This is a genomic window from Vibrio sp. 10N.222.47.A9 (assembly GCF_963872585.1).
Lineage (GTDB): Bacteria > Pseudomonadota > Gammaproteobacteria > Enterobacterales > Vibrionaceae > Vibrio > Vibrio splendidus.
The window spans coordinates 183,453-208,970 of the sequence record NZ_CAWNBB010000022.1 but is presented as its reverse complement, the minus strand read 5'-3'; the positions used below and the strand labels follow the sequence as shown (position 1 = coordinate 208,970).

Annotated in this window: 17 protein-coding genes; 12 read left to right on the top strand and 5 right to left on the bottom strand. The window is 45.8% G+C overall.

Annotated features, from left to right (window positions below; translation table 11 throughout):
* Window positions 1-22: 22 nt before the first annotated feature.
* Window positions 23-508: a putative 4-hydroxy-4-methyl-2-oxoglutarate aldolase gene (locus AACT19_RS05985; protein WP_017080256.1), complete on the bottom strand. Its 486-nt coding sequence runs from the start codon at window positions 506-508 to the stop codon at window positions 23-25.
* Window positions 509-555: 47 nt separating this feature from the next.
* Between AACT19_RS05985 and AACT19_RS05980 the strand changes: the two genes are divergently transcribed.
* Together AACT19_RS05980 and arcA are read left to right on the top strand one after the other, a co-directional pair.
* Complete coding sequence (locus AACT19_RS05980; protein ID WP_004734992.1) at window positions 556-714, top strand: hypothetical protein; 159 nt, start codon at window positions 556-558, stop codon at window positions 712-714.
* 372 nt (window positions 715-1,086) lie between these two features.
* The gene (gene arcA, locus AACT19_RS05975; RefSeq protein WP_004741534.1) at window positions 1,087-1,803 is read left to right on the top strand and encodes a two-component system response regulator ArcA; all 717 of its coding nucleotides are present in this window, start codon (window positions 1,087-1,089) and stop codon (window positions 1,801-1,803) included.
* Between the two features lie 204 nt (window positions 1,804-2,007).
* Here arcA and AACT19_RS05970 read toward each other — a convergent pair whose 3' ends face one another.
* The 4 genes from AACT19_RS05970 to AACT19_RS05955 form a co-directional block, all read right to left on the bottom strand.
* Complete coding sequence (locus AACT19_RS05970; protein WP_004734990.1) at window positions 2,008-2,451, bottom strand: hypothetical protein; 444 nt, start codon at window positions 2,449-2,451, stop codon at window positions 2,008-2,010.
* Between the two features lie 7 nt (window positions 2,452-2,458).
* Window positions 2,459-4,900: an aerobic respiration two-component sensor histidine kinase ArcB gene (gene arcB / locus AACT19_RS05965; protein ID WP_076645711.1), complete on the bottom strand. Its 2,442-nt coding sequence runs from the start codon at window positions 4,898-4,900 to the stop codon at window positions 2,459-2,461.
* 151 nt (window positions 4,901-5,051) lie between these two features.
* Window positions 5,052-6,803 (bottom strand): sensor domain-containing diguanylate cyclase, encoded by a 1,752-nt coding sequence (locus tag AACT19_RS05960; protein WP_017077703.1) that lies wholly within the window; start codon window positions 6,801-6,803, stop codon window positions 5,052-5,054.
* Between the two features lie 91 nt (window positions 6,804-6,894).
* The gene (locus tag AACT19_RS05955) at window positions 6,895-7,848 is read right to left on the bottom strand and encodes a TIGR01212 family radical SAM protein (RefSeq protein ID WP_017080253.1); all 954 of its coding nucleotides are present in this window, start codon (window positions 7,846-7,848) and stop codon (window positions 6,895-6,897) included.
* 530 nt (window positions 7,849-8,378) lie between these two features.
* Between AACT19_RS05955 and gltB (AACT19_RS05950) the strand changes: the two genes are divergently transcribed.
* The 10 genes from gltB (AACT19_RS05950) to AACT19_RS05905 all read left to right on the top strand — a co-directional run bounded on the left by gltB (AACT19_RS05950) (window position 8,379) and on the right by AACT19_RS05905 (window position 25,502).
* Window positions 8,379-12,926 carry a glutamate synthase large subunit gene (gene gltB / locus AACT19_RS05950; protein ID WP_017087515.1) on the top strand — a complete coding sequence of 1,516 codons (4,548 nt, stop codon included), beginning with the start codon at window positions 8,379-8,381 and terminating at the stop codon, window positions 12,924-12,926.
* Entirely contained in the window at window positions 12,926-14,395 is a 1,470-nt protein-coding gene (locus tag AACT19_RS05945; RefSeq protein WP_076645709.1) for a glutamate synthase subunit beta, read from the top strand. The genes gltB (AACT19_RS05950) and AACT19_RS05945 overlap by 1 nt, the downstream gene beginning before the upstream one ends.
* A gap of 430 nt (window positions 14,396-14,825) precedes the next feature.
* Window positions 14,826-19,289, top strand: coding sequence for a glutamate synthase large subunit (gene gltB / locus AACT19_RS05940; RefSeq protein ID WP_029406054.1), 4,464 nt, complete (start codon window positions 14,826-14,828; stop codon window positions 19,287-19,289).
* Window positions 19,290-19,305: 16 nt separating this feature from the next.
* Window positions 19,306-20,718, top strand: coding sequence for an FAD-dependent oxidoreductase (locus AACT19_RS05935; protein ID WP_004734983.1), 1,413 nt, complete (start codon window positions 19,306-19,308; stop codon window positions 20,716-20,718).
* Window positions 20,719-20,897: 179 nt separating this feature from the next.
* Complete coding sequence (locus AACT19_RS05930) at window positions 20,898-21,326, top strand: DUF1499 domain-containing protein (RefSeq protein WP_065207238.1); 429 nt, start codon at window positions 20,898-20,900, stop codon at window positions 21,324-21,326.
* A 127-nt stretch (window positions 21,327-21,453) separates the two neighbouring features.
* On the top strand, window positions 21,454-22,149 hold the full coding sequence (mtnN, locus tag AACT19_RS05925) for a 5'-methylthioadenosine/S-adenosylhomocysteine nucleosidase (protein ID WP_076645707.1): 696 nt from the start codon (window positions 21,454-21,456) through the stop codon (window positions 22,147-22,149).
* A gap of 10 nt (window positions 22,150-22,159) precedes the next feature.
* A complete protein-coding gene (locus AACT19_RS05920) occupies window positions 22,160-23,113 on the top strand; it encodes a cobalamin biosynthesis family protein (RefSeq protein WP_061024531.1) in 954 nt (317 codons plus the stop codon).
* Between the two features lies 1 nt (window position 23,114).
* Complete coding sequence (btuF, locus tag AACT19_RS05915; protein WP_017090518.1) at window positions 23,115-23,984, top strand: vitamin B12 ABC transporter substrate-binding protein BtuF; 870 nt, start codon at window positions 23,115-23,117, stop codon at window positions 23,982-23,984.
* 74 nt (window positions 23,985-24,058) lie between these two features.
* Window positions 24,059-24,676, top strand: a complete 618-nt coding sequence (locus tag AACT19_RS05910; RefSeq protein ID WP_004734978.1) for a TRIC cation channel family protein — start codon at window positions 24,059-24,061, stop codon at window positions 24,674-24,676.
* 244 nt (window positions 24,677-24,920) lie between these two features.
* On the top strand, window positions 24,921-25,502 hold the full coding sequence (locus tag AACT19_RS05905; RefSeq protein WP_076645705.1) for a flavodoxin family protein: 582 nt from the start codon (window positions 24,921-24,923) through the stop codon (window positions 25,500-25,502).
* Window positions 25,503-25,518 lie beyond the last annotated feature (16 nt).

The following is a 25,518-nucleotide window of genomic DNA, read 5'->3' as shown; positions in this document are numbered from 1 at the left end:
TACTTCTTGATTGATAAGCCCGTTAAGATTCAATCAACAATTCCGTTGAAATTAACACACCATTCCAATCAGCATATATATAGTCACCAGGCTGAATCAGTTGATTGTGTATCGTGAGCGTGACATTAACTTGCCCAACACCGTGCTTCTCAGTTTTAAATGGAGATGCCCCAAGCGCTTGAATACCAAGATCCATTTGCGCCATCATCGCCACATCTCGAACCGCACCATTCACAATGACGCCTTCCCAACCGTTTTCTATAGCTAGAATCGCCAATTGATCACCAAGCAGTGCTTTCTGACACGAGCCATTACCGTCTACAACGAGTACTTTACCGCAGCCATCGGTCTCTAAAACCTCACGAACCTTGGAATTATCGTGATAACAACGAACTGTTACAATTTTTCCCCAGAACGCACCACGTTGGCCGAAGTTCTGCAATGGCATGTTCAGTAAGGTGACTTTGCTTTCAAACTCGTCACACAAATCAGGTGTTATATCGTGCATATATCCTCCGTGAGTAAGGCGTTGCCGTCTAATGCGGGTGTGCCTCTATGCTTTTATATGTTGTTAGAATTAATCCTTTGTTTTCATTGTTCTATGCTCAATTTAATATTGAATTAGAGTTGATTGCGCATATTTATCTACTAGACTCTAAGGACAGCTTTCAGCTTCCTTGGTTCAAAATCTGGTCTTTAGCAAGCGAGATGTGAGAACTATCTCGAATAATCATTCTAGTTTTGCTGCTAAATAATCACCATAACATTGGTTGAGTTGTAGCCATACTATTAAAGTTTGTTGCGATACGGCAATTGATGTAAATCAACAAAGTGAATGGAATTAACATTCTCGCGTTGTTAGCATGCTGTTAACATTATAGAATCCACTGCAATCACTAACAGAATGATTGAAAGGCGTACTGGATCTACGTTATTGGGCAATACTTCAAGGAAGGCAGATAGCTGGAAGTAAGTGTTTTTTTGAAAACTTTAAGTTATCATCAAAAATACATTACCTGTATGTTATGTTTTTGCCTAGAATTTATTCTATTAGCACAGTTTCGTCACAAATTTAGGTACCGCCAAATGCAAACCCCGCAGATTCTTATCGTTGAAGATGAGCAAGTAACTCGTAACACTCTAAAGAGTATTTTTGAAGCAGAGGGATATGCTGTTTTTGAGGCTAGCGACGGTGAAGAGATGCACCAAGTGCTATCTGACAACCAAGTTAACCTTGTAATTATGGACATCAACCTTCCTGGTAAGAATGGCCTACTACTTGCGCGTGAACTACGTGAGCAAGCAAATGTAGCGCTTATGTTCTTAACGGGTCGTGATAATGAAGTTGATAAGATCCTTGGCCTAGAGATCGGCGCTGATGACTACATCACTAAGCCTTTCAACCCTCGTGAACTGACTATCCGTGCACGCAACCTTCTTAACCGTTCAATGAGCACAAGCTCTGTTCAAGAAGAAAAGCGTAGCGTTGAGAAGTACGAGTTCAATGGTTGGGTACTAGACATCAACAGTCGCTCTCTGGTTAGCCCAGATGGCGAAGGCTACAAGCTACCTCGTTCAGAGTTCCGTGCTCTACTTCACTTCTGTGAGAACCCAGGTAAGATCCAAACACGTGCAGACCTTCTTAAGAAGATGACTGGCCGTGAGCTTAAGCCACACGATCGTACTGTAGACGTAACAATCCGTCGTATTCGTAAACACTTTGAGTCTGTTTCTGGTACGCCAGAAATCATCGCAACGATTCACGGTGAAGGCTACCGCTTTTGTGGTGACCTAGAAGACTAATTCGATTCGCGCTTCGGGCCGTTTAGTTCTTGTCGTCGGTTAGCTGTTCTAAACCGATAGCACTTCTAAACCGTTAGTACTTATAAACCAATAGTACTTATAAACCAATAGTACTCCGAACAGTCGAAGCGTAATCAATAGTGATTAAAAAGGGAGAATGCCAACGCATTCTCCCTTTTTTATTGTTCATTGATCGCTAAGGTTTTAGTAAACCGTATCAACCTTAACGTCTTTCTCGACGAGCCACTTCACGGTTTCGCCGTCTTTGAGTTCAATCGCAACATCAACAGGCTTGTCACTGTCGATCTCTAGCTGCCATACAAAAGCGACTTCCCACTGAGTTTCACTGTGTGTTCTTAAATCAAGATCGTCAGCTGTTACCAACAAGGTATCCGCACCCTGTTTAACCGTCACACTCTCAACCGCAAGCGTTGCTGGTAGTTGTGAGTCAGACTCTAGGTAGATAGAACCGTGCAGAGTCTTATCTTGAGCCTCTCCAATCGTAGGCATCTTGTTGTGCCACAGGTTGCTTTTCATTGTGACTGTCGCTGCAGATATTTCTACTTGGTTATCCTGCTGCCATTCTACTTGTGGTGCAGAACAACCCGCTAATGCCACGACACATGCGGCGAATGCTAATTTTTTCATTATTCTTCTACCTTTGATTTAACCAACTCTTTAAGACTTCAATGTCATTCTGGTATTCGTTATTTATTTCATCAACCCAATCTGAAATGTTCTCCCACCACGCAGGCATATCTGGAGATTGAGCTTTCTGAGCAACTTGCTGTATGCGCTTCAGGCCAATTGAACCTGCCGCACCTTTAATCTTATGCGCTTCAGAAACGATGCTGTCTTGATCTTTCGCCACCATGTTGGAATTCAATATTTCCATATATTCCGGCATCATATCTTCAAACATCACGATGCTGTCCAAAACCGGTTTCGACCCGACAATGTCAACATAAGACTCTAGCATATCAATATCAAGCAAAGTGGTATCAATCGTTGAAAGAGCAGGCTTACTCGCTGTTACTTTTTTAACACCTACTACTTTCTCAGCACCGGTTACTTTCTTAACACCTGTTACTTTCTCAATACCGGTTACTTTTTCAACATCCTTTGCAGTATCAATACCCTTAGCTTTCTCAATAACCTCTGGCGCATCCTCGATAAGATCGCTGATGACATCCTGGATTGCACGAACCGACAGTGGTTTACTGATCGCTTCGTCCATGCCTTTCTGGAAGTACTCTTGCTTGTTGTTTAATACGTTCGCGGTTAATGCCACCAAAGGCGGCAGCTTGCTGTATTTCTCTCGATAGTATTGAGCAATATCGAAGCCCGTCATATCTGGTAACTGGATATCCAGTAATACCAAGTCATAATCTTTCGGGTTGAAAACGATTTGCGCCTCTTTACCCGTCATTACGACTGAAACTTCATGACCAAGGCTTTCAAGTAGAGAGCGAGCTACTGTGATATTAAGTTCAATATCTTCGACCATGAAGATCTTGAGGTTGGACTGCTTTCTTGGCGTTTTGATCAGAGCCTGAGTATCGTGATTAACAGGCACTCGAATCGAAACCGTAAAGGTACTACCAAAGCCCTCTTCACTGGTGACTTCAATGTGACCATCCATCATATTGATCAACTGTTGAGACACGGCAAGACCAATACCAGTACCGACAGCGTGTAGATTATCTGTTCCCGACTTCACCTGGTAGTACATCGCGAAGATCTTCTCGATTTCACTTTCAGGAATACCAATCCCGGTGTCTTCTACTTCCATGGTGATGTTGGCAAAGTCGCCATCAATTTCAGCGCTGACTGTCATCACCACACCACCATCTTTGGTGAACTTCATGGCATTACTAACAAGGTTCCACAACACCTGTCTAAGACGAGTACCATCCACTTCGACCGCAGCAGGAAGATCCGATAACCTTTCAAGATCAAACCTTAACCCTTTTTGCTCTGCCATTAACGCAGAAATACTCTCGATTTCGACAACGAAATCTTCAAAGTTGAGCGGAGTTGGGAATAACTCGAGTTTACGACGATCAAATTTGTCCATATCGATAATATCGTTAAAGATATTACCCAATGTCACCGCGCTCACCTTGATGGTTTGCATCTGCTTGCGCTGCTCGGTCGTCAGTTGGCTATCCAACAACATACGACTCAAGCCGATGATGCCATTGAGCGGCGTTCTTAACTCGTGGCTAATGGTTGAGATAAAGGTGGTCTTATCACGACTGGCTTTCTCCAGTGACTCTTGGTGCTCTTTACGCTCAGTAATATCACGGCCAAAACCGACCAAGCCCAAGTGACGACCTTCTTTACTGTAGAAAGGCACTTTACGCAGTTCGAAGTAGCTCTTACGACCATCAGGGTATTCCAACCATTGGTCATAAGTCAGTGCTTGGTTGTCAGCAAATACCTTCTTATCGGTTTCAACAACTTGTTGAGCGATCTCTTTGCTATAAACATCCCAAGGCGTTAAGCCAACAAGATCTTTTTCTGTCTTGCCAGTAAGCTCTTCAACTGCACGGTTACAACCAGAGAACACACCATCTTCATTGCGATAGTAAATAAGATCAGGAGAGGCATCGATAAACGAGCGTAGCAATGCCGTACGCTCTGCGAGTTCAAGCTGAGTTCGCTCACGCTGGAACACCTCATTTTCGAGATCGTGCATTGCTTCTGCACGCGCTTCTTCCGCTTTTTCACGCTCTTCAATTTCTTGATTAAGCTTCTCGATATTGAGTTGCAGTTTATTGTTGAGCTCTTGATCTCGCTCTCGCATGTCACCAAGCTTAGAGACCAATTTCGCCAACCTTTGACGAGACTCTTCCAGCTGGTCTACGACCACTGATAGGAAATAAACCGCCCAAGGCGTGATCACTAAACCGAAGAAAACCGAACGGACAATGTCGATATCATCAACATTACCTTTGAGTGCGAGGGTAATACCCACTTGCACAACAACTGCGAGGGCTACAAGCGCTAAGGCGAGTAAGATAGAAAAGCGGACAATCCCCAGTTTTACGAGTAGATCCACGTAATACTGAGCGAGATTTTTCATGGGTTTCATTTAACGCTCCATGCGATAAGACTAGCAATATTCTACCCTGTTTAAAGAGAGGAGGTAAGCTAGCTACATCACACGCAGCAAGAGAGCTACAGTTATATTGTTTAAAACAGATAGGTGGGATAAATAGAGGGGCAGCAAGAGATAAATGTGCTTATCGAATTGAGGAAGGATGCACCATCGAACGGTTTCGACCGTCGGATTTAGCTTGATACAACGCACTGTCAGCCAAGGCAACCGCCGAATCCATTTCATCATCAGGTGTCGGAATGTAAGAGATAATACCAATACTCACCGTGATGAATTCAGAGACATTCGATTTCTCATGCGCCAGTTCCAATTTAAGGATCCCATCATGGATACGCTGTGCCACCAGCTGAGCACCCTCAGCCGTGGTATTCGGTAGAATAAAGCCGAACTCTTCACCACCGTAACGAGCCACACAATCCGATGAACGGTTCAGCACCTGCTTAAATGCCTGAGAGACTTGGATCAGAGCATCATCACCTTGTTGATGTCCGTAAAAATCGTTGTAACCTTTAAAGAAATCGATGTCACACAGCATAATCGTCAGTGGTAATTTCTCACGCACATGATAATGCCACAGCGTCGAAAGCTGTTCATCAAAACGACGGCGGTTGGAAACCTGAGTCAGGCTGTCCATAAAGCTAAGACGCTCAAGCTCAAGGTTGGCTTCTTCAAGTTTCTGCTCCGCAAGGTAACGTTCTGTAATATCACGCGCCATGATCAACACACCATTAGTGCTTGATGCCAGATCCCTAAACGGTGATTTCACCACATCATACCAAGTGTATTCGCCATCACTAGAGACGACCTTGTCGATATAGCGTAATGACTTACCTTGATGAAGCACTTGGTGATCGGTGTCTGAAATACGCATATACATACTATTAGGCACCACATCTTGCAGGCGCTTGCCGACTAAATCACTCACTTCAGAGATACCCAGCGCAGCCACAAATGGCTTATTACATGCTTGGTAAACCATATTTTCGTTGAAGATACCAATCGAGTCAGGGCTCGCTTCCAAGATGTTTTGGAGGATGGTGTCACGTTGGGCAAGCGCGACTTCAGTATCTTTTCGCTTTTCCATTTCGCCGCGCAGCTTTTGCTGCATGTCGTGCCAATCGGTCACATCATGGCTAATTGAGAGCGTACCTATGGTTGATCCATCTTGCGAGAGCAAGACACTTTGGTAAGTTTCAAGCAAACAACCCTTACCGTCTTGATCCGTTGTCCACGAACGTTCACTGACTCGACCTTTTAAAGCCCCGCCAGAAACACTCAAAGTGCCCTCTTCTGAGCGACCATGCCAAAACTTTTTAAACGAGCGATTACTCGTCACCAACTCGCCCTTTTGATCTTTTACATAGATCAGCTCAGATAAAGAATCCAAAGCGGTACGCGCGACATTAAGCTCACGAACTTCTTGGGACACCTCTTCATCTGTATTTTTATACGGTGATGCGTGAATCATCCACGCTTTCTTGCTTCTAAAACGGATCCTGCGGCCAACCAAATTGATCTTAAAGGACTCAAATTCAGACAGCGCCCACAGGGAGACCTGCTCAAATGATCGAGAGTTAATGTGATTGGTTAAGTAATGACGAAAGCTATTCTCGCTTTCAACGGTAGGGAAACGAAAGTTAACGCCAATTTGGCGAATACCAAGCAGCTGCATAGCTTGGCGATTGGCATATAAGATCTCTCCACTTCGAACATCAACAAAGTAGAGTGGCGATGGAGTAGCGAGTAGAAGTTTTTCAAGATGCGACTGATAACGTGAATAAAGATGCCAGCAGATGAGAGCAATCAGCAATACAACAACGATATAAATACCGTAGCCATACGCCCTGTCCCACAACCAAGTCATTACCAGTTCCATTTACTCTCAATCTATACCATAAAATCTGTGAGGGAAATGTTACCACTATTTGTTGGTTTTATCTGCTGTTACCGACAGTCACCATTTTCTATCAATTGACCGCGTTTAAAACGGGCAGTGTGTACTCGAATGCAGAGCCAGTTTTGATGCCTTGTGCGCCAGTTCTATCAAGCGAACGGCCAATCTCAGTCATCGCCAACCAACGGTTCTCACACCACAAAGGAGAGAGTAACGTTGGGCGTCTCGCCGCAGAAGATACTCGGTGATAAACCACGTTTGCTGGAGTACGTTGAATCACCTCAGTCGCGATATCAATGTACTCCTCAAGGCTTGGTGCTTCTAGCTTTCCGGCCTTCCACGCCTTAGCCATGGTACTGCCCTCTACTATATGGAGCCCGTGCAGCTTAATACCGTCGGTGCCAACGGCTAATACCTTATCTAAAGTTTCAAGGTTATCCGCTTTGGTTTCTTTGGGCAGGCCAACAATAAGGTGAGTACATATCTTGATCCCCAAAGCACGAGCACGCCGAGTGATCGTTTCATACACCGCGAAATCGTGGCCACGGTTAATTCGCTTGAGGGTTTTATCATTGGCCGTTTGTAGCCCGAGCTCTAGCCAAATCTCATAGCCTTGTTTCACGTAACCCGACAGCAGTTCCAATACAGAATCAGGCACGCAATCGGGTCTTGTACCAACGCAAAGGCCAACAATATTGGCACCCGGAGCTTTAAGGGCTTCTTCGTACATGTTCTTGAGCACCTGCACTTCAGCATAAGTGCTGGTGTATGCCTGAAAGTAAGCAAGATACTTCTTAGCACGGGCAATCTCACCCGCACGGTCTTTTAATTGATCGGCAATACTTTGAATCTGAGTTTGTTCGTCGGAAAAAGACGCCACATTGCAAAAAGTGCAACCACCGCGACCGATTGTGCCGTCTCGATTTGGGCAGCTAAAACCACCATGAAGTGTCAGCTTGTGAACCTTTTCGCCATAACGACGTTGAAGGTCTTGGCCGATAGTATTAACCAACTCATGTAATTGCATATTTTCAAAGTGCTCAAGTAAATAAAAATGAATCTCAGTCTTTTTCTGAAAAAAAATTACATCCCTGCAAAATTCGACCAATTAGTTTACGCAAGGCTTTTTGCGAGCAACCTATCAAATATCAATAAACATGCAAAAAATCGGCTCTATTTGCCTAATGTTGCACATTTGTTAGACATTAAATTCAAAATAAAACGAAAAAAATGGTCTACATGGACCAACTTTCATTGCAATTCGCCTAGACAAAATTGTAGGATACTTACACATATTGGCTATTTTTGAGTATTTACTTACATCTAAAACTTGCCAATAAGTCGGTGATACCCATATCCCACCTATATAAACCACTAGTTTGTGGCTAAAAATAAACGGATATCACTAAGGATTGTTTTTCTCGCAATACTTTTCCTGCGAGATACGGAAAGGATTCAAACCGCCAGCATAGGCAGGTTTAGACCCATAAATATAAAAGGACAAGGCTAACTTAATACAAATAAGTTGCGCCTAGATTTAACTGGAAGGATGTATCTATGGTAGATCAAGAGCAGAACTCACAGGGTCTGTATACTCCTGAATTGGAGCATGACGCTTGTGGTATCGGTTTTGTTGCGCATCTAAAGAATCGCAAATCTCATGATGTAGTAACTCAAGCACTCGATATGCTTGCACGTATGGAACACCGTGGCGGCCAAGGCTGCGATCCGTGTTCTGGTGATGGTGCAGGTATCCTGCTACAGAAGCCGCACGAATTCTTACTAGAAGAAGCCGTAAAGCTTGGAATTAAACTGCCATCTTTTGAAAAATATGGTGTTGGTGTTGTACTTTTCCCTAAAGATGAATACAAACGTGCACAGTGTCGTGACATTCTAGAACGCAATGCACAGCGCCTTGAGTTAGAAGTTATCGGCTACCGTGAACTTCCAACTGACAATTCAATGATTGGTGCTGACCCATTAAGCACTGAACCTCAATTTGAACACGTATTTATTTCTGGCGGCCCTGGTATCACACCAGAAGAGCTTGAGCGTAAACTGTATGTTCTACGTAACTACACGGTTCGTGTATGCCTAGAAAGCGTTTCAAATATCGGTGATGACTTCTACATCAACTCTATGTCTTACAAGACATTGGTGTACAAAGGTCAGCTAACAACGGAACAAGTTCCTCAGTACTTCCTAGACCTGCAAAACCCAACTATGGTGACAGCTCTAGCACTTGTACACTCTCGCTTCTCTACCAATACATTCCCTCGTTGGCGTCTAGCTCAGCCTTTCCGTTACATCGCGCATAATGGCGAAATCAATACGGTTCGCGGCAACCTGAACTGGATGAAAGCACGTGAAGCAATCCTAGAATCGGATCTGTTTACACAAGCTGAAATCGACATGCTGCTTCCTATCTGTCAAGAAGGTAGCTCAGACTCATCAAACTTCGATATGGCGCTTGAGCTACTTGTTCTTTCAGGTCGTACTCTGCCACATGCGTTGATGATGATGATCCCGGAAGCATGGCAAGAAAACAAAAACATGGATCCAACTCGTCGTGCGTTCTACCAGTACCACGCGAACGTAATGGAACCATGGGATGGCCCAGCGTCAGTATGTTTCACCGATGGTGTTCAAGTTGGTGCAACTCTTGACCGTAACGGTCTGCGTCCTTCTCGCTACACAGTAACTAAAGACGACTTCCTAGTGATGGCGTCTGAGTCTGGTGTTGTTGAGATCGCACCTGAAAACGTTGAATATCGTGGTCGTCTACAGCCTGGTCGTATCTTCGTTGCTGACCTTGAGCAAGGCCGCATCATTTCTGACGAAGAAGTGAAAGACGGTATCGCTAAGTCGCAACCCTACGAAAAATGGGTTGAAGAGAACCTTCTGAGCTTGAAAAAGCTACCCGATGCGAGCAACGAATTTAACCAACCTTCTCCAGAGAAACTGCTACACAAACAACAATCGTTTGGTGTGAGCTCTGAAGAAGTAAACGAAATCATTCTCCCTCTTGCAAAAACAGGCTACGAGCCACTTTCTGCAATGGGTGCTGACTGGCCGCTAGCGATTCTTTCTCATCAATCGCAGCACCTTTCAAACTACTTTAAGCAGTTGTTTGCACAAGTAACTAACCCGCCAATCGACCCGATTCGTGAGCGTATGGTTATGTCTCTGAACACTTACTTAGGTAAAGATCAGAACCTACTTGCTGAAACACCTGAGCACTGTCAAAAAGTGGAACTTGAGTCTCCAGTTCTTTCTAACTCAGAGTTAGAGAAACTGCGTGCAATCGATAATGAGCACCTTCAATCGAAGACGCTGGATATCGTATTCCAAGCAAACGGAGACCAAGGTAAGTTAGAGCGCGCACTTAAGCGTATCTGCCAATATGCAGAAGATGCAGTTATTGATGGCTACTCTATCATCCTACTGACTGACCGTGCGGTTAACTCAAACCACGCAGCTATCCCAGCAATGCTGGCGGTTGGCGCGGTTCACCACCACCTAATCCGTAAAGGGCTACGTGCTAAGTGTGACATCGTTGTTGAAACGGGCGATGCTCGTGAGACACACCACTTTGCAACCTTAATCGGTTACGGTGCAAACGCAGTTAACCCATACCTAGTTATCGAAACGATTGTTGAACTGCAACGTACTAAGAAGCTAGATCCAAACGTTCATCCACGTGAGTTATTCGATAACTACCGTAAGGGTGTTAACGGCGGTCTATTGAAGATCTTCTCGAAGATGGGTATCTCTACGCTGCAGTCTTACCACGGCGCTCAAATCTTTGAAGCACTTGGTGTTAGCAAATCAGTGGTTGAAAAATACTTCACTGGTACTGTTTCTCGTATCCAAGGTCTAACGATCGACGATATCGCACGAGAAGTATTAGTTCGTCACCGTGTTGGTTACCCAGCTCGTGAAATCCCAGCTCAAGTTCTTGATGTTGGCGGTGTTTACCAGTGGAAACAACGTGGTGAGAAGCACTTATTCAACCCAGAAACCATTTCTCTACTTCAAGAATCGACGCGTAACAAAGATTACGGTCAATTCAAGAAGTACGCGAACGCCGTTGATGCTCAAGGCGACAACGCAGCAACACTACGTAGCCAACTTGATTTCATCAAGAACCCAGCAGGCTCTATTCCTCTAGCGGAAGTAGAACCTATTGAGAAAATCCTTAAGCGTTTCGCAACAGGCGCAATGAGCTTCGGTTCAATCTCGCATGAGGCTCACTCAACACTGGCTGTCGCGATGAACCGCATTGGCGCGAAATCAAACTCAGGCGAAGGTGGTGAAGATCCAGCACGTTTCGAGCGTAAAGAAAATGGCGACTGGGAACGTTCAGCAATCAAACAGGTGGCTTCTGGTCGCTTTGGTGTAACGTCTTACTACCTATCTAACGCTGATGAGCTGCAAATCAAGATGGCTCAAGGTGCGAAACCTGGCGAAGGTGGTCAACTACCTGGTGATAAGGTTGATGACTGGATCGGCGCAACGCGTCACTCGACTCCGGGCGTAGGTCTTATCTCTCCACCGCCACACCACGATATCTACTCAATCGAAGATTTGGCTCAGCTGATCTACGATCTGAAAAACGCGAACCGTAATGGCCGTGTCAACGTGAAGCTAGTATCAGAAGCAGGCGTAGGTACGATTGCATCTGGTGTAGCGAAAGCGAAAGCTGACGTGGTACTTATCGCAGGTTTTGATGGTGGTACGGGTGCATCTCCGATGTCTTCTATCCGTCACACAGGTCTGCCTTGGGAGCTGGGTCTAGCGGAAACCCACCAAACACTGCTGAAAAACGGCCTACGTAACCGTATCGTTGTTCAGTCTGATGGTCAGATGAAAACACCACGTGACCTTGCAGTCGCAACCTTACTTGGCGCTGAAGAATGGGGCGTAGCAACAGCTGCTCTAGTTGTTGAAGGCTGTATCATGATGCGTAAGTGTCACAAGAATACATGCCCTGTTGGTATCGCAACACAGAACAAAACTCTTCGTGAGCGTTTCGACGGCCGCGTAGAAGACGTAGTCACTTTCTTCCAATACATGGCTGAAGGTCTACGTGAAGTAATGGCTGAACTTGGCTTCCGTTCTATCGATGAGATGGTTGGTCAATCGCACAAACTTAAAGTTCGTGATGACATCGGTCACTGGAAGTACAAGAACCTAGATCTAACACCAGTACTGCACATTGAGCAGGCTCGTGCAGAAGATGGTATCTACAACCAGACAACACAGAATCATAATCTTGAAGACGTTCTAGACCGTAAGTTGATTCAGGCTGCAATCCCAGCGCTTGAGAACGGTGAAGCGGTTACCGCTCAGTTCCCTATCATCAACACGGACCGTTCAGCAGGCACGATGCTGTCGAACGAAATCTCGAAGGTTTACAAAGACCAAGGTTTACCACAGCCAATGAACGTTAAGTTCCACGGTAGTGCAGGTCAATCTTTCGGTGCGTTCCTTGCGAAAGGCGTTAAGTTCGAAGTAGAAGGCGACGCGAACGATTACTGGGGTAAAGGTCTGTCTGGCGGTACGTTGGTACTGTACCCAGATGCAAGATCTACTATCGTTGCTGAAGATAACATCGTGGTTGGTAACGTATGTTTCTACGGTGCAACCTCTGGTGAATCTTTCATTCGCGGTATGGCTGGCGAACGTTTCTGTGTTCGTAACTCTGGTGCGAAGGTTGTTGTTGAGGGTGTTGGTGACCACGGTTGTGAATACATGACTGGCGGCGCGGCAATTATCCTTGGTTCAACGGGTCGTAACTTTGCTGCAGGTATGAGTGGCGGTGTCGCTTATGTTTGGGATAAAGCAGGTGACTTCGAGACTAAGCTCAACGCAGAACTTGTAGACCTAGATCCAATTGAACAAGAAGATAAAGATCTTCTACTGGATATGCTAACTAAGCATGTTGAATTCACAGGAAGTGAAGTTGCTCAGTCTTTCCTAGACAACTTTGAAGCAAGTGTTGCATCGCTAGTTAAAGTAATGCCTCGCGACTACAAAGCGGTTCTTCAAAAGCGTAAAGCTGAAGCACAACAGGCACAAACGGAAGAAGTGGAGGCAGTATAATGGGTAAGCCTACTGGATTTTTAGAACACGGTCGTGAGCTTCCAAAGAAGCTCGACCCGTCAGTTCGAATTGAAGACAACAAAGAGTTCGTACTTAACGAAGAGTTTGGTGAAAAGATCAATACTCAAGCATCTCGTTGTATGGACTGTGGCGTACCTTTCTGTCACAACGGCTGTCCGATTGGTAACATCATCCCAGAATTCAATGACGCTGTTTATCGCGACAGCTGGGAAGAGGCTTGGAACATTCTTAGCTCTACCAATAACTTCCCTGAGTTTACAGGTCGTGTTTGTCCTGCTCCTTGTGAGAGTGCCTGTGTTCTTGGCATCAACCAAGACCCAATCACTATCTGTAATATCGAGAAAACGATTGTAGAAACTGCGTACCGTGAAGGGTACGCAAAGCCTAAAACACCACGCTCTCGCACAGGTAAAACTGTCGCAGTTATCGGTTCAGGCCCTGCAGGCTTAGCCGCAGCTGAGCAGCTAAACAGTGCCGGTCACTCGGTAACGGTATTTGAACGTGACGAGAAAGTGGGTGGTCTACTTCGCTTCGGTATCCCAGATTTCAAACTGGGTATGGACGTAATTGATCGTAAGATCAACCTAATGACTGAAGCTGGCGTTGAATTTAAAGTTAACCAACACATCGGTGTTGATGTTAATGCTCAACAGTTACGCCAAGAGTTTGATGTGGTATTGCTAACGGGTGGTTCTACGGTTCCACGCGACTTACCAATCCCAGGTCGTGAGCTTAAAGGCGTTCATTTTGCCATGGAATTCCTTGGTCAAAATAATCGCCGTGCCAACGACTTAGATCTTAAGACAGAAGAGCTTCACGCTAAAGATAAACACATTGTGGTTATCGGTGGTGGTGATACAGGCTCTGACTGTGTAGGCACATCAAACCGTCATAAAGCAGCAAGCATTACTCAGGTTGAGATCATGCCGATCCCACCAGAGAAACGCCCTGCAAATATGCCTTGGCCTCAATACCCAATGATCATGAAAACCACCACTTCTCACGAAGAAGGTTGTGAACGTCATTGGAACATCTTAACCAAAGAGTTCATTAGCGACGATCAAGGTCAAGTAACGGGTCTACGTATCGCTGACATCGTTTGGCAAGACGCAAAACCAGGCGAACGTCCAGGTTTTGATGAAGTAGCGAACTCTGAACGTGTTATTCCATGTGACATGGCATTCCTTGCAATGGGCTTCTTACACCCAGAGCCTACAGGCGTGCTTGCTCAACTAGACATTAAACTGGACGAGCGCGGTAACGTCGCTTCTGAAGGTTTTGCGACGAACCAGAAAGGCGTTTTCGCTGCTGGTGATATGCGTACTGGTCAGTCTCTGGTTGTACGTTGTATTAATGAAGGTCGTGAATGTGCAATTGCCATTGATGACTTCTTAATGGGTAACTCAAACTTAGAAGCGAAAGCTGATTCACTCATGCTTTCCGCATAATATTTCTCGGGCTAACGTCGATGACGTTAGCCTAGAGGAAAAGCAACACCCTTCCTAACTTTTATGTTTGGCTAGCACTCGATGCTAGCCTTTTTTCTATCTACCTTACGGCTCCTGGGACATTCCCTTCGTTGCACATGTTAAATCCCATTAACATCTACCCTTTATATCCCTTTGATATCATTCTACTATTTTAGATTATTACGTGGTTAATCGCGTTTACGCATGATAATTAACCATGAACTTGACCTTAAACACAATTAGCTATACGTTGTAAAGCTGGTGAAAATAAAACCAATCGGTTTTGTTAACACAACCAATAACGTTTTAACTAGTTAAAGACAAACTATAAGCTTATAAAAAATAACAAGTATATGAATAGTTAGTCATTTACTGTCTGGATGACAGAGAAGCAAAAGGGAGAATTGCAATGGCTCTATATGATCCTAGTCTTGAAAAAGACAACTGTGGATTTGGTTTAATAGCGCAAATGGAAGGCCAACCGAGTCATAAGTTGGTACGAACTGCTATTTCAGCCCTCGATCGCATGACACACCGTGGTGGTATTGCTGCGGATGGTAAAACAGGAGATGGCTGTGGCTTATTGCTACAGAAGCCAGACTCTTATCTCAGAATTATTGCAGAAGAGAATAACTTCAAGCTCGGCAAGCAATACGCTGTCGGCATGATTTTCTTCAGCCAAGACCCAATCAAAGCGCAATCCGCGCAAGACATCGTCAATAAAGAACTCGCTCAAGAAACGTTAACCGTTGCAGGTTGGCGTGTCGTGCCGACCAACACCGACGTATTAGGTCCAATCGCAAAAGATTCCGTTCCTAATATTCAGCAAGTGTTTATCTCAGCACCTGCGGGGTGGCGTGAACGCGATATTGAACGACGCCTTTATATCGCTCGTCGTCGAATTGAAAAACAGATCACCGAAGACAAAGATTTCTATATTTGTAGCCTTTCGACACAAGTCATGGTTTACAAAGGCCTGTGTATGCCGGCCGATCTTCCGCGATTTTACCTCGATCTTGCTGACTTACGTATGGAATCGGCGATATGCCTGTTCCACCAGCGCTTCTCAACCAATACTCAGCCGCGTTGGCCACTGGCTCAGCCATTCCGCTATTTGGCGCACAATGGTGAGATCAATACCATCGAAGGTAACCGTCAGTGGGCTAAAGCTCGTGCCTATAAATTCTCTTCACCACTGCTGCCCGATTTACAAACGGCCGCACCCTTTGTGAATGAGACAGGCTCAGATTCATCAAGCCTAGATAACATGCTCGACCTGTTCCTTGCCGGTGGTATGGATGTATTCCGAGCGATGCGTATGCTCGTGCCGCCCGCTTGGCAAAACCACCCAGACATGGATCCCGATCTGCGTGCATTCTACGACTTCAACTCCAAGCACATGGAACCGTGGGATGGCCCTGCAGGTATCGTCCTTTCTGACGGTCGTTACGCTGCGTGTAACCTAGATAGAAACGGCTTACGCCCTGCGCGTTATGTGATTACCAAAGACAACCTGATCACGCTGGCATCTGAAGTGGGCATCTGGAATTACGCGCCAGACGAGGTGGCAGAGAAAGGGCGTGTCGGCCCGGGTGAACTACTCGTCATAGATACGCGCCGCGGTAAACTGTGGCAATCTAACGAGATCGATAATGACCTTAAAGGTCGCCATCCCTATAAAGAGTGGATGGAAAAGAACGTTCACAAACTCACACCGTTTTCCGATCTGCCCGATGAGCAAGTCGGTAAGCGCAGCTTTGACGATGACACGCTCAAGACCTACCAAAAACAGTTTGCGATGAGCAACGAAGAGTCGGACCAAGTACTACGTGTGCTTGGAGATATGGGACAAGAGGCAGTAGGCTCGATGGGCGATGATACGCCGATGGCTGTGCTCTCTTCGAAAGAACGTCTCGTCACTGACTATTTCCGTCAAATGTTTGCACAAGTCACCAACCCACCGATTGATCCATTGCGTGAAAAGCATGTTATGTCTTTAGCCACCAGTATCGGCCAAGAGATGAACGTGTTCTGCGAAACAGACGGTCACGCCTACCGTGTGACATTTAATTCGCCAGTTCTGGTCTACTCTGACATGCAGCAACTTCTGCAGTTAAATCAAAAACACTACGGCCACGCGATTCTTAGCATGCACTATGATCCTGCTGATAAAGATCTCGAACAAGCCATTAATGACTTGTGTGATCGTGCGGTGCAAGAGGTCCGTGATGGTGCTGTTTTGATTGTACTTTCAGACAAGCACTTAGAGAAAGGCAAGCTCCCGGTTCCAGCAGCGATGGCCGTCGGTGCGGTGCAAACCAGACTTGCTGACAACAACCTACGTTGTGATGCCAACATCGTGGTTGAGACAGCAACCGCACGTGACCCGCACCAATTTGCAGTTCTGCTTGGCTTCGGTGCAACCGCAGTTTATCCATATCTCGCTTATGAAGCATTGGGCAAAATGTTGGACGATGGTTCTTTAAATAAAGACTATCGCACTGCATTGCAAAATTACCAAAACGGCATCAACAAAGGTCTGTATAAGATCATGTCGAAGATGGGTATCTCGACGATTGCTTCTTATCGCTGCTCGCAATTATTTGAGGCGGTCGGTTTGCATACCGATGTCGTTGACTTGTGTTTCCGAGGCGTAACGACTCGTATCCAAGGCGCCAGCTTTAGCGACTTCCAACAAGATATCTATAACCTATCTCGTAAAGCATGGACTAAACGTAAACCACTAGAACATGGTGGCTTACTCAAATACGTACATGGCGGCGAATACCACGCCTACAACCCAGACGTAGTCAGTACCTTACAAACCGCCGTAAAGACAGGCGAAACATCAGATTATCAATCTTTTGCGAAGCAAGTTAATGCTCGTCCTGCTGCCATGCTGCGTGACTTAATGAGCCTTAAAAAAGCAGCTCAACCTCTAGCATTAGAAAAAGTCGAACCGAGCAGTGATCTCTTTAAACGCTTCGACTCTGCAGCGATGTCGATTGGTGCCTTGAGCCCTGAAGCTCATGAAGCATTGGCCATGGCGATGAACCGATTAGGAGGCTACTCCAACTCTGGTGAAGGTGGTGAAGATCCACGACGCTTTGGTACTGATCGTAATTCTCGTATCAAGCAGATAGCTTCCGGTCGCTTTGGTGTGACGCCACATTACTTAACCAATGCGGATGTTCTGCAAATCAAAGTTGCACAAGGTGCGAAGCCGGGTGAAGGTGGCCAACTGCCAGGGCATAAAGTCACCGCAGAAATCGCCAAACTGAGATACTCAGTTCAAGGGGTAACACTGATCTCCCCTCCTCCGCACCACGATATTTATTCTATCGAAGATCTAGCGCAGCTTATTTTCGACCTTAAGCAAGTGAACCCTAAAGCCTTGGTTTCAGTGAAGTTAGTATCGGAACCGGGTGTGGGCACCATTGCTACTGGTGTGGCGAAAGCCTATGCCGACTTGATTACGATCTCCGGTTACGACGGTGGTACCGCGGCAAGCCCGCTGACCTCGGTAAAATACGCAGGTTGCCCTTGGGAGCTTGGCTTAGCGGAAACTCAACAAGCACTGGTGGCCAATGGCCTACGCCATAAGATCCGCTTGCAAGTCGATGGTGGTTTAAAAACCGGACTCGATGTTATCAAGGGCGCGATTTTAGGTGCAGAGAGTTTTGGTTTTGGTACTGCGCCAATGGTCGCGATGGGTTGTAAGTTCTTACGAATTTGTCACCTAAACAACTGTGCAACGGGCGTTGCGACTCAAGATGAAACACTACGCCGTGAATACTTCAAAGGCCTGCCAGACATGGTAGTGAACTACTTTACCGGCCTAGCCGACGAAGTTCGCCAGTACCTTGCAGAACTTGGAGTCGAAAAACTGACAGACCTGATTGGTCGCACGGATCTACTTGAAGCCGTTCAAGGCCTGACTGCGAAACAGAGTAAACTCGATCTCTCTTCAATACTCGAAGCTCCGGTATCTCCAGAAGGTCACCCACTGTTTTGGACCGAGCCAAACGCACCATTTGATAAAGCGCAACTCAACCAACAGATCCTTGATGATGCCATTGATGCGATTGAGAAACGTCAATCCACCAGCCTTTACTACAACGTAATCAACACCGATCGCTCGATTGGCGCTCGTATCTCTGGCGAAATTGCCAAACGTTACGGGAACCAAGGTATGGCGGGGTCACCAATTAAGTTGTATCTCGATGGCACAGCAGGCCAATCCTTTGCGGTTTGGAACGCTGGCGGCGTTGAGCTATATCTGACAGGCGATGCCAATGACTATGTCGGCAAAGGCATGGCAGGCGGTAAGGTGGTTATCAAACCTCACCAAGGCACTGCATTTGTTTGTAACGAAGCGACCATCATAGGTAACACTTGTTTGTATGGTGCGACCGGAGGCAAGCTATTTGCAGCTGGTACTGCAGGCGAACGATTTGGCGTGCGTAACTCAGGCACCGTTGCCGTGATTGAAGGTGCAGGTGACAATGCCTGTGAATACATGACCGGTGGTATTGTTGCCATTCTTGGCGCAACCGGAGTGAACTTCGGCGCCGGTATGACAGGTGGGTTTGCTTATGTGATGGATAAGAATGAAGACTTCCAAGGCCGTGTAAACAACGAATCGGTCGAAGCACTTTCTCTGTCGGACCTATTTATCCACCAAGAACACCTGCGCGGCTTGATTGCGGAGCACTTAGAAGAGACTGGCTCAGTACACGCTGAAGCTATTCTGGCGAACTTTGATGAATGGATTCCAAAGTTCTACCTAGTGAAGCCGAAGACGGCGGATCTCAACACCTTGCTCGGTCACCAAAGCCGCAGCTCTGCTGAACTTCGTGTTCAAGCGCAATAATTGGAAGGAGCCAATCATGAGCCAGAATGTATACCAATTTATTGATGTGAATCGCGTAGACCCAGCGAAGAAACCAATCAAGATACGTAAGATTGAGTTTGTAGAGATCTACGAACCTTTCACGAAGCAACAAGCTAAGGCACAAGCCGACCGCTGTTTAGACTGTGGTAACCCCTACTGTGAATGGAAGTGCCCAGTCCATAACTACATCCCTCAATGGCTCAAACTTGCCAATGAGGGGCGCATTATCGAAGCGGCTGAACTGTCCCATCAAACCAACAGCTTGCCTGAGGTTTGCGGACGAGTTTGTCCTCAAGATCGTCTATGTGAAGGCTCTTGTACCCTCAACGACGATTTCGGCGCAGTAACCATCGGCAACATTGAAAAATACATCAATGACAAAGCGTTTGAGATGGGCTGGAAACCAGACATGTCTCACGTTGAATGGACCGACAAAAAGGTCGCGATCATTGGCGCTGGCCCCGCAGGTCTTGCTGCAGCTGATATCTTAGTTCGAAACGGTGTGAAGGCCGTGGTATTTGACCGCTACCCGGAGATCGGTGGCCTGCTAACGTTTGGTATCCCATCGTTCAAACTCGAGAAAGGCATCATGGAAAACCGTCGCCGTATCTTTAGTGGGATGGGCGTTGAATTTAAGATGAATACCGAAGTCGGTAAAGACGTTCAGCTTCAACAACTTGTTGATGATTATGATGCCGTTTTCTTAGGTGTCGGTACTTATAAAAACATGCGCGCTGGGTTAGACAACGAAGAAGCACCGGGCGTTTATGATGCCCTACCATTTCTTGTTTCCAACACCTACAAGGTCATGGAACTGGATAACCCAACGCCATTCATCGACATGAAGGGCAAAAAAGTGGTTGTGCTTGGTGGTGGTGATACCGCGATGGACTGTGTACGAACGTCTATTCGCCAGCATGCTGCTAACGTCGTCTGTGCTTATCGTCGTGATGAGGCCAACATGCCAGGCTCTCGCCGTGAGGTGAAGAATGCAAAAGAAGAAGGCGTGAAGTTCATGTTCAACCTTCAGCCATTAGCATTGGAAACCGATTCATCTGGTCATGTTACTGGCGTCAAAGTGGTGAAAACGGCGCTAGGTGAACCCGATGACGCAGGTCGTCGTCGCCCAGAACCCGTAGAAGGCAGTGAGCATGTTCTTGAAGCAGACGCCGTTATCATGGCATTTGGTTTCCAACCTCATGCAATGGAGTGGCTAGAACCATTCGGTGTAGAGCTCGACCAATGGGGTCGCATCAAGGCTCCCGGTAAACAAGAATTTCAATACCAAACCACCAACAGTAAGATCTTTGCCGGTGGTGATGCAGTTCGAGGATCTGACTTAGTGGTGACCGCTATCGATGAAGGCCGTAAAGCCGCGGAAGGAATATTGGATTACCTAGAAGTGTGACTAATATAAGGTTTCCTTTATTACTCAGGTCGTTACTATAAAAAAAGGATCCAATGATGGATCCTTTTTTGAATTCGATACGTTTGCTCACAAGCATAACGACAAATAAATAGAACAATCGCAAAAGAACCAATACCGATAACTAGAATTAAAACTAAAACAACGCCATAGGAAACACTATGAAAAAAGCCGCTCTCCTTTCTCTATCTCTTTTGACTTTAACCGCTTGTAGCCAAGGAATCACGGACATGAAAGACAGAACTTCATCACCTTGTGGAGACAAACCAAACTGCGTATCAACTCAAGATGACCGTGAACAGCATACATTGGCCGCGTTTGAGTTGTCAGATTCAGCAAACTTAGATGCGATTGAGCAGGTTGCGCTAACCTTACCGGGATCGAAAACCGCAAGTAAAACAGAAGATTACCTGCGTGTTGAATGTACTTCTCGCATCATGCGCTTTGTCGATGACTTAGAACTTAAGATCACTGATGGCAAACTGATCGTGCGTTCAGAATCTCGTACTGGTCACTCTGATTTTGGCGTAAACCGAAAGCGTGCTGAACAACTTCGCGCTAGCTTAAAAAGCGAAGGCCTGATCAAATAGATAAAAGAATACGCAGATAAATCGCTGCTATTCGGATGAGAAGTGCTTCTGGGCAGTCGCTCGACACTTCTTATCCATGCTACAATTTCGCTCTACTGTTTAAATATTATTTATTAAGAGACTACACATGAAAATCGGCATCATTGGCGCAATGGAGCAAGAAGTTGCGATCCTAAAGGCAGCAATTTCAGACATTACTGAAGTTAATAAAGGCGGTTGTACCTTTTTCTCTGGTCAGATAAATGGTGTTGACGTTGTTTTGCTTCAATCAGGCATTGGTAAAGTAGCCGCTGCAGTGGGTACTTCAATCTTACTAAGCGAATACCAGTCAGACGTAGTACTGAACACGGGCTCTGCTGGCGGTTTTGATTCAACACTGAACCTTGGCGATGTGGTTATCTCAACTGAAGTTCGTCACCACGATGCAGATGTTACAGCTTTCGGTTACGAAATCGGCCAAATGGCAGGCCAACCTGCAGCGTTCAAAGCGGACGACAAACTGATGGCTGTTGCTGAACAAGCACTAGCACAAATGGAAGATAAGCACGCCGTTCGCGGTCTTATCTGTACTGGCGACGCATTTGTTTGCACAGCAGAACGCCAAGCGTTCATCCGCAAGCACTTCCCATCTGTCGTTGCTGTAGAGATGGAAGCATCTGCTATCGCTCAAGCTTGTCACCAATTCCAAGTACCATTCGTGGTTGTTCGTGCAATCTCTGACGTTGCAGACAAAGAATCACCAATGAGCTTCGAAGAGTTCCTGCCACTAGCAGCTCAAAGCTCTTCAGAAATGGTTATCAAGATGGTTGCCCTACTAAAGTAAGCGACTAGACATGCAAACACTGTTTGATCAGGTATTTGCAAATGGCGTGCTCCTTGTAATGTGGGGAGCACTGCTTTTTCATTTGATTTTACCTATCCCCCATGCCGCACACCCTACGACCTTATGGCATAAGTTTGCTGAGCTTTTAGCAAGCAAGGTTAATAACAACCAAAACTATTCCCAAAGCTTAATCTCGGGCACATTAGCCTGGGGCGTAATGGTACTGCCGACTCTGATAATTCTATTGGCACTGCAACCATTGGTTTGGCAATCTCAATTGTTTGAATTAGCGCTGTTATTGCTGGCGATTGATTGGCGCAATAATGAAAAGCTAGCAAATCAGCTGATCAAAGCGCTTGGTCGAGAAGATAAAGCCACGGCTCGTCAGTTACTGGCTCCGGTTGTAAATCGTCAAACCGAATCACTGTCATCACTTGGGCTGGGCAAAGCCGCTGCTGAAACCATCATCATGGGTTACGCACGCAATGTGGTATGTGTTTTATTCTGGTACGCCATTGGTGGTGGAATTGCGGCTTTAATGTATCGCCTTGTTGTTGAGTTAGCTCGAGCTTGGTCGCCGAGTCGTAAGCAATTTTCTCCGTTCGGCTCAACGGCTATCAAGATAGTCGCTATCCTCGAATTCATACCGATGCGTCTGTTTGCTTTGATGATCGTATGTGGTGATAAAGCAACGCACACATTTAAAATGATGCTTACCCAGAGCCGTTCTTGGCCATTGCCCGGGCCTGCATGGTTGATCACGGCCGTTGGCAACAAGCTGGAATTATCATTGGGTGGCCCTGCTATTTACAACAACACCAAAGCCATTCGCGCAAAATTGGGGGGCAGAATCGCCCCATCAGCTCTGCATCTATCTCAGGTTCAGAAGCTGCTGTTTGGTCGTATTGCTATCTGGATATTTTTACAAAGCCTAATCTTACTATTTGTTCACCAAGGGATTTAGAGTGAAACCTTCAGCACTTGTTACAAGCCTTACTCTTTTGTCTTCCAGCTTATGGCTGCCTTTATCATTTGCGGAAGAAACATCGCTGACTCCAGAAAAAGTACAGCCAGCTCAACGCGTAGTAAGCCTTGCTCCTCACGCCACTGAACTCGCATACAGTGCTGGCTTAGGTGATAACCTTGTTGCGGTAAGTGAGCGGAGTGATTACCCACCACAAGCAGACCAGCTTGAAAAAGTGGCAAACTATCAAGGCATCAAGGTTGAGAAGATCATCGCACTGCAACCTGATTTGATTCTTGCGTGGCCAGCGGGAAACCCGCCCAGAGAGCTCGCGAAACTAGAGCAATTTGGGTTTAATATTTACTACTCGAAAACCAAAAGCCTAGACAGCATTGCGACCAATATTGAACAACTCAGCCAATACTCCAGTGATCCGAGTATTGGGGAAAACAATGCCAAGCAATACAAAGAACAACTCAACGCATTGAGACTAAAATATAAAGATGCCGAACCCGTAAACTACTTTTATCAGCTAAGTGAGAAGCCGATCATCACCGTCGCTCAAGGGCACTGGCCAAGTGAGGTGTTTGAGTTTTGTGGCGGCCAGAATATTTTCGAAGACAGCGCTTCCCCTTATCCACAAGTTGGTATTGAACAAGTTGTATTAAGGAAACCGCAAGTGATCTTCACTTCTCAGCACGCAATTGAGAATGGAACCATGTGGCAAACTTGGGAGGACGAGATCCCAGCAGTCGCTCAAAATCAGATTTGGTCACTCAATTCTGACTGGATTAATCGCCCGACAACGAGAACTTTGAAAGCGATCCAACAAGTATGCGATTTCTTCGATAGAGCTAGGCAAAATCACTAACTATTTGCTGCGTTTTTTCGTACAATTCGCCACCGACCTGTCCCTACAATTTTAACTATAAGAGCACCAGTATCATGGACTCCATGCTGCTTTATATTATCGATTTATTTGGCACTGCCATTTTTGCTGTCTCAGGCGTATTTGTCGCTGGCCGTCTTAAGATGGACCCCTTTGGCGTAGCCGTTCTAGGCAGCGTGACCGCGATTGGCGGCGGCACTATCCGTGACATGGCATTGGGTGCGACTCCCGTGTTTTGGATCACCGATACCACCTACCTTTGGGTCATTATCACTACCTGTTTGCTGACCATGATTATTGTAAGGCGTCCTAAACGTCTGGCTTGGTGGATATTGCCGGTATGTGATGCGATAGGCTTAGCCGTATTTGTTGGCATTGGTGTTGAGAAAGCGCTGAATTATCAAGACTCGGCATTAGTGGCTATTATCATGGGTGTTATCACAGGCTGTGGTGGCGGTATTATCCGTGACGTGCTTGCCCGTGAAGTGCCGATGATCTTAAGAAGTGAAGTCTACGCCACGGCTTGTATCATTGGTGGTGCTTTCCATACCATGGCGATTCTCATGGGGCACGATTCAGAAACCGCATTTTTAGCCGGTGTGTTCACAACACTATTGATTAGGCTTGGCGCTATTCGCTGGCACTTGTCATTGCCTACCTTTGCTATCAAATAGATAGAACGATGACTAAGAGGCTCCGCAAAGGAGCCTTTTTTAATTCGCTTTCAAAGTACTTATCCCCTCTATTTCCATTATTCAAAGATCCCCTCCTTTCCTAACACTCTAGTTAGCTCATTAACTCATTCATCACTAGGTTAGTAATATTTTTTGTTTACTTATCAAATTCACAGGCTATATTAATAAACAAATAACTTTATAAATCAATTAATTTACTAACATTGGCAAAAGGGAGTTCAAGATGAGTATCAATAAAGTGGGCATTGTTTTCTTCTCTAAGAATGGAGCGACTAAGCAAGTCGCAGAGACAATCGCTGAAGGCATTAACACTCAACAATCTAACTCAGCACAGCTCATCGAGGTGCTCTCTTCTGAAATAATCGAAGGAAGATATGACAATGACGATAAGCTCAGCGCATTAGACAGCTGTGACGCCATTATCTTTGGCTCCCCGACTTATATGGGTTCACCAGCGGCTCAGTTTAAGAGTTTTATGGATGCAAGCAGTGATACCTACTGTAAGAAAGCATGGCGAAATAAGCTCGCTGCAGGTTTCACCACTGGTGGTAGCCTTAACGGTGAACAACAGCAAACCCTACTGAGCTTTTTCACTCTGTCTTGTCAGCATGGCATGATTTGGGCAGGGCTTGATATCTCAAAGCATATTGATGATTTAGGTTTGAATCGCACAGGTTCAAGTATTGGTTTGGTCGCCAGTGATGATCAGACGGCTGAGAGCACCAATAATCACATCAATAGTAATGATCTTAAAACCGCTTTCTATTTTGGCCAACGCATCGCGAGTCTAGTTAAGAAAACCTAACTAGCTAATTAACGAG